The following is a 13,338-nucleotide window of genomic DNA, read 5'->3' as shown; positions in this document are numbered from 1 at the left end:
GAGCCGGGGATCCCCCGGCTTCACCCCCCCCGCCCCGGCTCGCGATCAATCCGCGAGGCATCGATCCGGCCAGACTCGACGAAGGGACCCACGCGTCGCCGACGCCCTGTCCCTCGGATCGTCCGTCGCGAAGGAACGACTCTGCGTCAACGGCTCTGCCGTGACCGGACCGTCGTAGCCGCCCTCGGCCAGGGCTCGCAACAGCGTTCCACAGAGGCCTGCGCTCCCCTCTCCGGGCAGCAGCCGCTCATGATCGCGCATCGACGTCCGCTCCGGGTTCGCCGGGTCGGCCAAGTGCACCCATGTCACAGCCGACACGCCCCACCCGAGCGACGCACCGACCTCCTCCCCTGACGCAGAGAGATGGTAGGCGTCCGCCAGCACCCCCACGTTGGCGTGGGCTCGCGCCAGTCCTTCGAACGCGCGAAGCAGCGCGACATAGCTGGAGATGAGCGGAACCCCTCGGCCGGTCCGTTCCGACGCCGACCCGATGATTTCCAGCCCGATCCGGCTGCCGTGCTCCTCCAGGATGCGCGCGATTCGATCGAGCCGGTCCATCTGCCAGGCCGTCGACTCCCTCACCAGGCGCTCGCGGGCCGCGGTGTCCGCGAGCGATTCGGGGTCGCACGGATCGGATTCGAAGCGTACCCAGGTCCCCGTCCGCAGCAGGCCGAGGACGGCCGCCGCCTCGGCGTAATGGGGGAGCCTCGCAAGGTCGGCCTCGAAAGCCTCGGGCTCATTCTTCCAGTTCATCGGCAGCGTCCAACCGCCCCCGCGAAGGCCGAGATCCTCCATGCGACGCCGCAGCATCCTCGGGTCGACTCCCGAATCCACCACGTCGCGGACCAGGAGGTCGACCCCGTCGAAACCGGCCTCCGCGGCCAGCTCGATGGACGCCTCCGCCGTCATGGCGAGCCCGACGGCCCTCGCGTTCCAACATGCGTACATGGCGATTGTCGACCTCCTTCTCGGTTCATTCGAGCACGATGGTTCCGTCGGCCTCGACGGTCCAAACCATCCGTTCCAGCCCCGGCATCCCCTTGGCGCGAGGTCCGGAAAATCGGAGAATCTTCGAGTCCGACGGGACGCCGCGAGGCGGGGCGTGATGCAGCGCGCCCTTCCCGTTCGCGCTCTTATCCTAATCACGCCTGCGAGATGCGCCCACTGGCGAGGTGAGGCTACCCAGTCATGGTGGCGACGTGGATCGAATCGGCGGCGAAGGGGCGCAACGCGGGTCCGATCCGCGCGGGAATGTGGTCCGCGGCGGTCGTCGGGACCCATCCCGTCGAGGACGATCAACGGGTCTGGCTGGAGCTTTACGCCGACGACGTGAACCTGGGCCGGATCCCCACGTTCTGGATCGAGAACAAGGCAGGCAACAGCTACTGGCACGCCCCGATCCCCCCCCAAGCCGTGGGCGTGCGGCTCCATTATCGCTCCGTGGCCGAGCGACAAGGCGAAGAGACCGCCTACAGCGTCTACCAGGACTCGATCGTCCGGCCCAACCTGCCGGATCGGACGGAGGCGGCCGACCTGCTCTCGGCCGCCCCGGAAGGTCTTGTGGGAAATCGCCATATGGCGGTGAGAGTGGACGCCAGGGGATCGACCTACGACGTCTATTACCCGACCGTGGGCCTGCACTCGAACGTCCGGCCGAAGGAAGGCGACCTCCCCCAGAGCCGTTCGCACTTCCGCGCGATCGTGGGCGGACTCGCGGTCGGCCGCCGGCTCGACTGGTTCACGGAGCGGGCGGCCTGGGACGCCTTCCAGAACTATTCCGGCGCCACCAACCTCCTGACGACCGACCTGTCCTGGCGGAACGGCCCCATCCGGGTGCTCATCACCGACTTCGTGGCGATGGGCGACGGCCTGCCTCGGAACGCGGGGATGGAGATCTCGGCCGGCCAGTACATCAAGCGGTTCCGCCTCAAGAACGAAGGGACGGAGCCCCGGCAGGCGATCTTCGGCGTGTACGTCCAGGCCGAGATCAACGGGGGCGTGGGGGATACGGGCCTGAGCTGGCACGACCAGGACCGGACGCTGCTCGCCATCAACCGCGGCCACGGCCACTCGAACCGCAAGCTGGCCCGGGATTCGACCATCGAGTTCGCGCTGGCACTGGACCCCCGGGGCGACGTCGACTGCGAGCCCACGGGGCCGAACGAGGCGATCCTTTACCGGTGGATCGACCTCCCCCCCGGCGAATCGGTCACGATCGACCTGCTGGTGAGCGGGGCCTTCACCGGCTGGAGGGGCGACCAGGGGACTTTCCTCCACTGGCTCCGCCCGGCCCTGAGCTGGTTCCACTCCACCGACCTGGACGCCGTCGAGCAGCGCACCGCGCAGGAATGGGACGAGTACGTCGAGCCGATCCCGACGCTCCACCTCCCCCGCGCCGCCTACGCGGTGAGCCTGAGGCGTTCGGCCCTGGCCGCCTGCCTTCATGCGGACGTGGACACCGGGGCCGTGGCGGCCGGCCTGGATCGGGGCCTTTCCGCCTACTGCTGGCCCCGGGACGCGCTCTGGGTCGGCGGCGCGCTGGCCCGACTGGGCCATCCGGGTATCCTCCGCGGCGTCCTGGAATGGCTGGACCGCACCCGGGCCAAGAGCAGCCCGTTCCTCTACTGGTTCCAGAAGTATTCGATGGACGGGATCCCCGAATGGGAGACCCCGGCCATCGACCAGACCGCCATGATCCCCTGGAGCCTGGAACGCTACTACCAGTCGACCGGCGACCTCGAGTTCGTCGCCGGCGTCTGGCCGATGGTGGAGCAGGCGGCCAGGGTCTGCGCGGGGGACTCGGGCGGGCATCCCGGGCTTTTCTTCGACGAGGACCTGAACCTCGTCAACTCGGCGAGCATGGGCGATCAGCTCTACGGCCGATTCCTCTACTCGAACGCGGCGGTGGTCGCCGGCCTCCGCGCGGCGGCCCGGCTCGCCTTGCGCGTGAATGAGGTCCAGTCGGCCCGAAAGTGGGACGGCCTCGCGGACCGGATCTGGCACGAGGGCATCATGAAGGAGGTCGCCCCCGAGCGCGAGGGGCTCCCCGGCCTGATCGACACGGAGACCGGCCGCTTCCTGAGCGGGAGGCGGATCTCGATGCTTCGGGGACTCTGGACGCAGGATCCGGCGTTCGTGGCCGACCGCTCCTCGACCGTCGACGTCAACGCCCTGGCGCTGTCGCGCCCCTTCCAGCTCCTCTCCGCGACGGACCCGCACCTGCTCAAGACGGCCGAGACGATCCTCCGGGCCAACACCCCGCTGAGCGGCGACCCCAACGTCCTCGCTCGGATGGCCTATCCCCCGGTGCCGCGCGCCCGGACGGGGCACGTCGGCGAACACCCCGAGGTCTCCAGCCTGGCCACCTTCTGGATGATCCGCTACCTGCTGGAGCTGGGCCGGGCCTCCGGCCAGGGACGCCACTGGACTCGCGCGGTCTCGATGATCGACGCCCTGCTGGCGCGACTGGGCCCCCTGGGGCTGCTCCTGCGACCCGGCGGCCGGGGCCAGGAGTCGGTGCGAATCGCCACGACCCCCGGCGGGATCGCCTGGGGGCTCCACGCCATGATGATCGAGACGATGCTCGACCTGGCGGGGCTCGAATACGACGCCGTCGATCGTCGCCTCCGGGTGCGCCCGATCCTGGCGGGCCCTTGGCCGCAGACGGGAGTTTCGCGGAAGTTCGCTTGCGGAGACGTCACTTATCGCCTGGAACGGCCCCTGGGGGGGGCCGTACACCGCCTGACGTTCGAGGGCCAGCTCTCCGTCCCCGTCACCCTCGACCTGGCCGTGACCTGCCCGGGCCTGACGGAACTCGGGCCCTGGCAATCCACCCCGGAATCCGCGCCGCCCGAATTCGACTCCAGGATCGGCCGACTCCGATGGTCCCTGACCTTGCCGGCCGGAGATCACAAATGCTCGTGGACCTGGGGCTGATCGCCCCGACCGAACCTGCCCGATCGCGGCCGATGTCGCGAACCTCGACCTGACGTCGACTGTCTCCAGGGATCGCCCGGGGCCGATCGCAGTCCCGGGCCTCGAGAGACTCGTTCGCGAGGGATCGCCTTGATCGTCGCCAGCTCCTCGAAACGGCCGCTCACCGTCATCCTCGCCACGGCGGCGCTCGACGCCATCGGCATGGGGCTCATCATCCCCGTCCTGCCGACCCTCCTGCGCGAGGTCCTGCACCGGCAGGACGTGGACGACCACTACGGCTACTTCCTGTCGATCTACGCCCTGATGCAGTTCGTCTTCTCGCCGATCCTGGGCGCGCTGAGCGACCGGTTCGGCAGGCGGCCGGTGCTGCTGGTCTCGCTCGCAGGGGCGGCGATCGACTACACGCTGATGGCGTTCGCGCCGACGCTGGCGTTGCTGTACGTCGGCCGGATCATCGCCGGCGTCACCGGGGCGAACCTGGCCGTCGCCACCGCCTACATTGCCGACATCTCGTCGGACGAGGATCGCGCCCGCCGCTACGGCTATCTGAACGCGGCCTTCGGCGTCGGCTTCATCGTCGGGCCGGTCATCGGGGGCCTGGTGGGCTCGTATTCCCCGCGTTATCCGTTTCTGGCGGCGGCCCTCTTCAACGGGATCAACTTCCTGATGGGCCTGCTCGTCCTCCCGGAGTCGCACCGGGCCGAATCGAAGGCGTTCGAGCTGCCGCACCTGAACCCGTTCCGGTCGCTGCGCTGGATGTTCGGCCTGCGGGGGGTGCTGCCGTTCGTGCTGGTCTATGCGATCATCTGCTGCGTCGGACAGGTCCCCCAGTCGATCTGGGTGCTTTACGGCGAGCATCAGTTCCGCTGGGACGCCCGCACCGTCGGGATGACCTTCGCCTTCTTCGGCCTGCTCTACGCCGTGTCGCAAGCGTTCCTGACGGGCCGCCTGACCGCGCGGTTCGGCGAGCGTCGGACGCTCCTCATCGCCTTGATCGCCGACAACGCCGGGTTCCTGATGATGGGGTTCGCCACCCAGGGCTGGATGGGCTTCGCCATCTGCATCCCGCTGGCGATCGGCGGCATCGCCATGCCCGCGCTCCAGGCGATCCTCTCGAAGCAGGTCGACGAGGACCAGCAGGGCGAGCTGCAAGGGACGCTGGTGGCGGTGATGGCCCTGGCGACGATCTTCGGGCCGGTCGTCGTCACCAACTTCTACGCCGCCACCAAGAACGACTACCCGAGCCCCGTCTGGCTCGTCGGCTCGCTCGTCTACCTGCTCTGCTTCCCGATCTTCTGGTATGGTCGACGCGAACCCGAGGCCGGAATTGGGCCCAACCGCGAGGAAACCGGCGGGGATCTCCAAGAATCGCCGGCGGCGGACGAATACTCGTCGCCCGTCGCGTAGGGCGTCTGGAACGTGATTCCAGGGAGTCGACCGTGTCCGGGCCCGAGATCCTCCTGATCCTGGTCGCCGTCTTCGCGGCCGGTCGCGTCGTCGCCCGTTCGCGGGATTCCCGCACCGGCCAGAGGTTCCGACAATCGGGCCCTGGAAACAAGCTGGCGATCGGGCTGTTCGCGTTGGCCGGAATCCAAGGTTTCGTCGGCGTGGTCTGGGCCGTCCGCTGGTTGGGTTCGCTGTTGGAGCCTCAGCGGGGCTGGGGTCCGGTGAGTTCCGGCATGGCCGCGATGTCGGGGACGTTTTTCATGGTCACCGCGTTCCTCCTCTGGCTCGGAGTCCGGCTCGGCCGCGGCGGCGGGCTGTCCGGCCGATTTGCTCGCGCCGCCAGGGCGGCGTACGGGGAATTCTTCGCGTCGACGGACGCGGAGGCGAAGCCCAAGCCGGACGCGGCCTCGCGGCTCCTGGACTGACTCGCCGAAGATTTCGGCCCGCCGGGCGAATAACCGAGAGACCTCGCGACGGACGAGGGATCGTCGGCACGCCCGGGAGACGGCTCATGGATTCCCCTTCTTCGACCCGAACGACCGCGTTCGCCGCTTCGGCGGCCTCCACCTGCGCGATGGCCGCCGGGGCCCTCGCCACCTTCGGCGCGGCGGGGATCGTCTTCGGGGCCGCTGGGCCCCCCCTGCTCCTCGCCTCGGCGGCCTCGGCGGGGCTCGCAGTCCTCTTCGCCTCCGTCGCGAACCGGCCCCAGCGCGCCGAGGCGCAAATCGAGCGGGTCTGGGCCGCCTGGAAGGCCGCGGCCGAGGCCTATCGCACGCCGACGAAGGTCGAGCCGCAGCCCGAGATCCGCTGGCTGGATTCCGGCCCCGACGCGGTATCCGCCGCTGCGCGGTCGACCCGCCGCTGGTTTGGACGGCACGTCGCGACGCCGAGCCGCCGATCGCGGCTGGAACGCGGCCTGCGAGGCCTCGCAGGCCACCTCCGCGCGGCGAGCGTCGCCGGCCGGCTCCACCTGGCCCGCGCCCTGCATCGCGCGGCGATGTTCGTGGCCCCGTCGCGAGCCTGAGCCCGCGCCCCTCGCGTCGGTCCTTCCCCCGAGGGGGCCGAGAGGCCGTTTCTCGGAGGCTCCTCACCCAACGCGACCGAGACGTGGCGGAGGAGCGTCGGGTGCCGCGGGTTTTCCAAACCCGCTGCGACCGACGCGAGGGGCGACTTCGAAACTCCCATTCCGAGACCAGACTCCAGGTGGGAGCCCTGCGCGCAGGGCTCGCCCCACGGTCGCGGATCCGGCTGCGACGTGACCCACCAAGCGAGCCGAACGAAGCCAACCCCCTGCCGAACTTAAGTCGCTGAACGCCAATAGCTTACGTCAATACTCACCGCGCGCGAACGAACCCAATCGAAGCCGATCTCGAGGATCTCAGAGCTGGGTTTCGGCGATCTCGATGGCCTTCAAGAGCCCGCGGGCCTTGTTGACGGTCTCCTCGAATTCGGCGGAGGGGATGCTGTCGTAGACGACGCCGCCGCCGGCCTGGACGTAGGCCTTGTCGCCCTGGAGGACCAGGGTCCGCAGGGCGATGCAGGTGTCCATGTTGCCGGTGAAGTCGATGTAGCCGACGGCCCCCGCATACGGCCCGCGCTTGGTGGGCTCCATCTCGTCGATGATCTCCATCGCCCGGACCTTCGGGGCCCCGGAGACGGTGCCCGCCGGCAGGCCGGCGCGGAGGGCGTCGAAGGCCGTCTTGCCCTCCTTGAGCTTCCCCGTCACGTTCGAGGTGATGTGCATGACGTGGGAGTAGCGCTCGACCTTCATCACGTCGGAGAGGGTCACCGAGTCGTACTCGGCGACCCGGCCGACGTCGTTGCGGCCCAGGTCGACGAGCATGATGTGTTCGGCCCGCTCCTTGGGGTCGGCCAGCAGCTCCTCGGCGAGCGCCTGGTCCTCGGCCTCGTCCTTGCCCCGGCGTCGGGTGCCGGCGAGCGGGCGGATCGTCACCATCCCCTCTTCGACGCGGACCAGGATCTCCGGCGAGCTGCCGATGAGCTGGAAGTCGTCGAAGGTCAGGTAGAAGAGGAACGGGCTCGGGTTCACCACCCGCAGCACGCGGTAAATGTTGAACGGCTTCGCGGTGGTCGTCAGCTCGAACCGCTGGCTGGGGACGACCTGGAAGATGTCGCCGGCCTTGATGTATTCCTGGCAGCGGCGCACGACGTCCTCGTAGGCCTCACGCGAGACGTTGGACCTCGGCTGGAGGCCGAAGGGGCCGTCGGCGTCGATGTCGCGGAGCGGCAGGTCGGCCCCGGGCGTGCCCAGGCGTTCGACCAACTCGTCCACCCGCGAGCAGGCCCGATCGTAGGCCGCCTTGAGGTCGCAGCCGGGCTCCAGGTGGGCGTGGGCGACGACCAGGACCGTCTTGCGGATGTGGTCGAACAGGACCATCCGGTCGAAGAACGCGAAGGAGAGGTCGGGGAGGCCGCGGTCGTCGGCCGGGACGTTCGGGAGGCGTTCGGTGTAGCGGACGGCGTCGTAGGCCGCGTAGCCGACCGCACCGCCGGTGAACCGAGGAAGCCCCGGGACGTGCGCCGCGCGGTACTTGTCGACCAGGCGTTCCAGTTCGACGAAAGGGTCGGCGGACGTGGACCGGCGTTCGGAGCCGGGATTCCCCGGCTCGGTGACGAGGACCTGGTCGCCTCGGGCTTCGAAGCGGAGGAAGGGCTCGGTCCCCAGGAAGCTGAAGCGGCCGACCTTCTCGCCGCCGACGACGCTCTCGAACAGGAAGGACGGTGCCGATCGCTCGATCCGGCCGAAGGCGGAGACGGGGGTCAGGTTGTCGCCGACGAGCTGGCGATAGACCGGGACGCAGGCCGCCGATCCGGCTCGGGCCGCGAAATCCTCGAACGAAGGTCGGTGGATGCTCATGTCGGGTCGTCGCGGTTCCGGGGTCTGGGGCCGTAAGCCGAGTCCGTGAGTACGTTAGCAACCCGGGCCGCGCGCGACAAGCCGGGCGGCTCGGCGAGCCGCCTCGGCGCGCGGGCCGTTCGACTCCGGACGAGGGCCGCGCGGGGTGGGTTCGCGAGGGTCGGGGTCGTCAGGCCGGCGTTCGGGTTTCTTGACACCCTCCGGGGGTCAATTAGAATGAAATTTACGACACGACGGCGGGCGAGATCGTGAAGGCGTCGCACGCGCACGCTCGAAGCGGAATCCCCGCCCGTCGGGCGTCCCCCGGACCACGGCCCGTCGCCGGCCTTCGCGGGCGCCGGCGGAGACAACACCCATGAAATGCCAGAAGTGTGCGAAGCCGGCGACCTTCCACATCACGGACGTCATCGAGAAGGGCAAGCACCAGGAATTCCACTTCTGCGACGAGCACGCCCGGCAGCACCTGGCCCCCCCGGAGGACGCCGCCGAGGCCCCGCCGATCGGCGAGCTGGCCAAGAAGCTGGCGAGCCACGCCGGGGTCGGCAGCGCCCCGCCGACGCTCCGCGAGCCCTCGCCGGCCGACAAGCAGGTGTGCCCGGTCTGCCAGATCACGTTCCTCGAGTTCCGCAACTCGGGACGCCTGGGCTGCCCCTACGACTACGAGGTGTTCCGCGACGAGCTGATGCCGCTGCTGGAGAGCATCCACGGGGAGACCCGGCACTCCGGCAAGGTCCCCAAGCGGGCCCCCCGCAACACCCAGCAGCAGACCACCCTGATCCAGCTCCGCAACGAGCTGAAGCGGGCGGTCGCCGCCGAGGACTACGAGGCCGCCGCCAAGCTCCGAGACAAGATCAAGGAGATCGAGCAGGACCAGGATTGACCGGCGCGAGGCGGGGCGAGGGCCGGGCCGGATCGACATCGAACTCCTGGGGGCGGACCCGGTCATGATTTGCCAGAAATGCCAGAACGAGGCCGTCGTCCACCTCACCGAGCTGGTGGACGGGCGCCGCCGCGAGCGTCACCTGTGCGTCGACTGCGCCCGGGAGGCGGGCCTGACGCTCCCGGACGCCCCGCCGGACCTCGGGCTGGACGCCGTCCTCCAGGGGCTCATCCAGAAGAACGTCGGCGAACTCGTCGGCGAGCTGGCCGAGTCCCGTTGCCCGGACTGCCGGCTCCGCTACATGGACTTCCGCACCGGCGGGCGGCTCGGCTGCCCGCACGACTATCGGGTCTTCCGCGAGGGCCTGCTGCCGATGCTCCAGCGCTTCCACGGGGCCACCCGGCACGTCGGCAAGCAGGCCAGGCTCCGCCCCGGGGCCTCGCTCCGGCTCCGCCTCCGCTCCCAGCTCCGTCAGGCCGTCGCCCGCGAAGACTACGAAGAAGCCGCGAGGCTGAGAGACCAGCTTCGCCTCAAGGATCAACACGCATGACACTGGACGACCTGACGAGGACCTCCGGCGAATGGCTCCGGGGCACCGGCCCCGAGAGCGACATCGTGATGTGCTCGCGCATCCGGCTCGCCCGCAACCTGGCCGACTTCCCGTTCACCAACCGCGCCAGCCGCAACGAGAAGGCCGGGATCGAATCCCAGGTCCGCTCGGCCGTCGACGCCGCCGGGGTCGAGGCCGCCTACTTCGACGTCAACGCCATGAGCGACCTCGACCGCCAGTTCCTGGTCGAGCGTCAGATCATCTCCCGGGAGCTCGCCGCCGGCGAGGGCCCCCGCGGGGTCGCCGTGACCCCCAAGGAGAACATCTCGATCATGGTGAACGAGGAGGACCACCTCCGCATCCAGTACATGCTCTCGGGCTTCCGCCTCCCTGAGGTCTGGGACGAGATCAACGCCCTGGACGACCAGCTCGAGGACGACATCGCCTTCGCCTACAGCTCGTCGCTCGGCTACCTGACCGCCTGCCCCACCAACGTCGGCACCGGTATCCGCGTCGGCGTCATGCTCCACCTCCCGGGGCTCGTGGCCAACAAGCAGATCGACAAGGTCTTCCGCGCCCTCCAGAAGATCAATCTGGCCGTCCGCGGCCTCTACGGCGAGGGCTCCCAGGCCTTCGGCGACTTCTACCAGATCTCCAACCAGCAGACCCTGGGCAAGAGCGAGGAGGAGATCATCAAGATCCTCACCGACGTCGTCCCCCAGGTGCTCCAGTACGAGCGGTCGGCCCGCCAGGAGCTGGTCACCGGCCGCCGCCAGCACCTCCACGACCAGGTCAGCCGGGCCTACGGCGTCCTCAAGACCGCCCAGACCATCTCCAGCGAGGAGACCATGCTGCTCCTCTCCAGCGTCCGCATGGGCGTGAACCTCGGCCTGATCGACGACCTCTCCATCGCCACCGTCAACGAGCTGTTCATCCAGACCCAGCCCGCGTTCCTGCAGAAGCTCCGCGGCAGCGAACTGGACAGCGACCAGCGCAACGTGGCCCGGGCGTCGCTCCTCCGCAGCAGGCTGGCTAACGGCCGAGCCGTCGAGGACGAATGAGGCGAGGCCCCCGGAGGCCGGACGAAGACCGCCCCCACCCCTACCGGACAGGATCGACGACTTGGGATCCTTCAGCTTCGACATCGACCCGTACGCCGTCCTCGGCGTGACCCACGACGCCTCGCTGGAACAGATCCGCGACGCCTACCGCGCCAAGTCCAAGAAGTACCACCCCGACGTCGGCGGCGAGGACTGGACCTTCCGCATCCTCGCCCAGGCGTATGAGCTGCTCAGCACCAACCGCGTCATGCGGGCCACCCGGACCGAGACGCCCCCCTCCCGGCCGGCACCCGCCGGGGCGGCGGGCCAGCAGGCGAGGCCGGGACGCGACGCCCACCACGCCCGCGCCGAGCCCAAGAGCGAGTCGGTCTACGTCGGCATCGTCGACAAGGACGTGCCGGCGCATCGCCGCGTGGCCGTCGAGCTGCTCTCGGTCCGCTACCTCTGGGACCAGGCGTCTTACCTCTGGCTTAACCAGAAGTCCTCCGACGACGACCGCTTCCTGAGCTGCAGCGTCAACATCACCTGGCCGGACCAGGGCCAGGGGGACCTGCAACTCGCCGCGGGCGAGGAAGCGGAGATCCTTGCCTCGCTCAGCGAGGTCTTCGACCACCAGGTGCTCACCACCCGCGCCGTCAGCTCGCGGAGCCACGCCCACGACGGCGGCTTCACCGGCTGGCTCACGTATTCGAGCTTCGACCGCACCTGGAAGTCGATCCGGCTCCTGCAAGAGGCGCTCCATGCCCGCGACCTCGGGATGCGGCAGTGGTCGCGCGACCTCTTCATCCCCCGCAACTGGAGCTGACCGACGGCGGCCCGATCCGGACAGGTCTCAGGGCGGCGAAGGCGCGTCCTTCGGGCCCGACTTGTCGTAGTCGACGTAGGGGTCGTCGGGGGCGTGGCGCTTCACCTTGGCGAGGATCGGCCCGATCAGGACCTCGGGCACGAACGGCCGCAGCGCGTCGGCCCCGCCGAACTTCGCCACCTGCCGGATCAGCGAGCTGGAGACGTGGGAATACTGGCCGTCTGCCATGAGGAAGACCGTCTCGATCTCGGGGTCGAGCCGCTGGTTGGTCAGCGTCATCCCGAACTCGTACTCCATGTCGGTCAGCGTCCGAAGCCCTCGCAGGATCACCCGCGCCCCGATCCGACGGACATACTGGACCGTCAGCTCCTCGAATGACTCGACCGTCACGTTGTCGAACGGGGCGACCACGCGCTCGGCCAGCTCGATCCGCTCCTTCAGGCTGAACAGCGAGGTCTTGCTGGGATGCACGCCGATGCCGACCACCAGGTGCTCGAACAGCAGGCGGCCGCGACGGATCACGTCGAGGTGCCCCAGCGAGATCGGGTCGAACGTGCCGGTGAACACGGCCTTGCGCAGGGGGTCGGAGACGTCTCGGGGCGGTCGCATCAGCGTCCTTTCGCGGTCGGGGGATGCGCGCCGCGTGCGGCGATCAGGCCGTCCCAGAGGCTCCGCAGGTCGCGTTCGTCGGTGTAGAGGTGGGGGCTGAACCGCAGACGTCCCCGGCGCGACGACGCCACTACCTTGCGGCCGCGGAGCAGCGCCACGGCCGCGTCGGGATCGACCCCTTCGGCCGCCGCCGTGACGATCGCCGAGCGTTCCTCGGGGATGGTCGAGCCCAGGACCCGCCAGCCCGCCTCGGCGACCGCCTCGCGGACGGCCTCGGCCCGGTCCAGCAGGCGGCGCGACAGGGCGGCCGGGCCGATCTCCCCCAGCAGTTCCATGCTGGCGGCGAAGCCCTGGAGGCCCGGCATGTTGCACGAGCCCCCCTCCCAGCGCTGGGCGTTGGGCTTGAGGGTGAAGTCCAGCCCCGGGGCGCTGAACGAAGCCGTGACGCTGTGCCAGCCGACGCCCAGGGGGCGGAGGCGGTCGATCCACTGGCGGCGGACGTACAGGAAGCCCGCCCCCTCGGGCCCGAGGAGCCACTTGTGGGAGTCGGCCGCCGCGAAGTCGACGGGCGTCCGGCTCACGTCCATCTCCAGCGGGCCGAGCCCCTGGATGGCGTCCACGAACAGGGCGACGCCCCGCGACCGGCAAAGCTCGCCGATCGCGTCCAGGTCGTTGCGAAAGCCGGAGGCGAACTCGACGTGGCTGACGGCGAGGACCCGCGTCCGGTCGTCCATCGCCGCCCGCAGGTCGTCCAGCAAGATGCGATCGTCCCGAGACGGGACCATTCGGGTCTCGACGCCTCGGTCCGCCAGATTCATCCAGGGGTAGACGTTCGACGGGTATTCGTCCGCCGGGACGACCACGTTGTCGCCGGGACGCCAGGGGAAGCCCTCGGCGACCAGGCCGATGCCGTGGGTCGTGTTGGCGACGAAGGCGATCTCGTCGGGATCGGCGGCGATCCAGCCGGCCAGGCCGACGCGGAGCGCCTCGATCTTGTCGCCCCAGGTCTTCCAGTTCACCGCGCCGTGGTCGGCCTGGTTTTCGGCCCAGAGCCGCACGGCCTCGGCGGCGCGGCGGGGCACCGGGGCCACCGCCGCGTGGTCGAAGTAGGCCCATTCCCGCGCCACCGGGAACTCGACCTCGCGGATCGCGGCCCAGTCGATCGCCATCAGC

General features: G+C 69.7%; 11 protein-coding genes and 1 pseudogene. 8 read left to right on the top strand and 4 right to left on the bottom strand.

From position 1 onward, the window contains the following. Window positions 1-45 precede the first annotated feature (45 nt). Window positions 46-909: a sugar phosphate isomerase/epimerase family protein gene (locus tag G6O68_RS11925; RefSeq protein WP_240911150.1), complete on the bottom strand. Its 864-nt coding sequence runs from the start codon at window positions 907-909 to the stop codon at window positions 46-48. A gap of 342 nt (window positions 910-1,251) precedes the next feature. Here G6O68_RS11925 and G6O68_RS11920 point away from each other — a divergent pair, with 342 nt between their 5' ends. From G6O68_RS11920 to G6O68_RS11905, 4 genes and pseudogenes are all read left to right on the top strand, one after another. Then, complete coding sequence (locus G6O68_RS11920; protein ID WP_240911141.1) at window positions 1,252-3,936, top strand: glycosyl hydrolase; 2,685 nt, start codon at window positions 1,252-1,254, stop codon at window positions 3,934-3,936. 132 nt (window positions 3,937-4,068) lie between these two features. Next, window positions 4,069-5,283, top strand: a pseudogene (tet, locus tag G6O68_RS11915) (Tet(A)/Tet(B)/Tet(C) family tetracycline efflux MFS transporter); the annotation flags it as partial. Between the two features lie 92 nt (window positions 5,284-5,375). Beyond that, window positions 5,376-5,807: a hypothetical protein gene (locus G6O68_RS11910; protein ID WP_165247926.1), complete on the top strand. Its 432-nt coding sequence runs from the start codon at window positions 5,376-5,378 to the stop codon at window positions 5,805-5,807. 86 nt (window positions 5,808-5,893) lie between these two features. Beyond that, window positions 5,894-6,406: a hypothetical protein gene (locus tag G6O68_RS11905; RefSeq protein ID WP_165247924.1), complete on the top strand. Its 513-nt coding sequence runs from the start codon at window positions 5,894-5,896 to the stop codon at window positions 6,404-6,406. Between the two features lie 354 nt (window positions 6,407-6,760). Here G6O68_RS11905 and trpE read toward each other — a convergent pair whose 3' ends face one another. Next, window positions 6,761-8,260, bottom strand: a complete 1,500-nt coding sequence (trpE, locus tag G6O68_RS11900) for an anthranilate synthase component I (RefSeq protein ID WP_165247922.1) — start codon at window positions 8,258-8,260, stop codon at window positions 6,761-6,763. A 355-nt stretch (window positions 8,261-8,615) separates the two neighbouring features. On the opposite strand from trpE, the gene G6O68_RS11895 reads away from it, so the two are divergent. The 4 genes from G6O68_RS11895 (at window position 8,616) to G6O68_RS11880 (ending at window position 11,556) form a co-directional block, all read left to right on the top strand. Beyond that, a complete protein-coding gene (locus G6O68_RS11895; RefSeq protein ID WP_165247920.1) occupies window positions 8,616-9,140 on the top strand; it encodes a UvrB/UvrC motif-containing protein in 525 nt (174 codons plus the stop codon). A 64-nt stretch (window positions 9,141-9,204) separates the two neighbouring features. After that, window positions 9,205-9,690, top strand: a complete 486-nt coding sequence (locus tag G6O68_RS11890) for a UvrB/UvrC motif-containing protein (RefSeq protein WP_165247918.1) — start codon at window positions 9,205-9,207, stop codon at window positions 9,688-9,690. Further along, window positions 9,687-10,751 (top strand): protein arginine kinase, encoded by a 1,065-nt coding sequence (locus G6O68_RS11885; protein ID WP_165247916.1) that lies wholly within the window; start codon window positions 9,687-9,689, stop codon window positions 10,749-10,751. The genes G6O68_RS11890 and G6O68_RS11885 overlap by 4 nt, the downstream gene beginning before the upstream one ends. A 61-nt stretch (window positions 10,752-10,812) precedes the next feature. Next, on the top strand, window positions 10,813-11,556 hold the full coding sequence (locus tag G6O68_RS11880; RefSeq protein ID WP_165247914.1) for a J domain-containing protein: 744 nt from the start codon (window positions 10,813-10,815) through the stop codon (window positions 11,554-11,556). A gap of 27 nt (window positions 11,557-11,583) precedes the next feature. Here the strand turns inward: G6O68_RS11880 and coaD are convergent, their stop codons facing one another. Then, window positions 11,584-12,165: a pantetheine-phosphate adenylyltransferase gene (gene coaD, locus G6O68_RS11875; RefSeq protein ID WP_165247912.1), complete on the bottom strand. Its 582-nt coding sequence runs from the start codon at window positions 12,163-12,165 to the stop codon at window positions 11,584-11,586. Further along, complete coding sequence (locus G6O68_RS11870) at window positions 12,165-13,334, bottom strand: aminotransferase class V-fold PLP-dependent enzyme (protein ID WP_240911140.1); 1,170 nt, start codon at window positions 13,332-13,334, stop codon at window positions 12,165-12,167. The genes coaD and G6O68_RS11870 overlap by 1 nt, the downstream gene beginning before the upstream one ends. Window positions 13,335-13,338: the final 4 nt, after the last annotated feature.

Source organism: Paludisphaera soli, assembly GCF_011064595.1.
GTDB classification, from domain to species: Bacteria; Planctomycetota; Planctomycetia; order Isosphaerales; family Isosphaeraceae; genus Paludisphaera; species Paludisphaera soli.
This window is presented reverse-complemented; position numbering and strand designations above follow the sequence as displayed.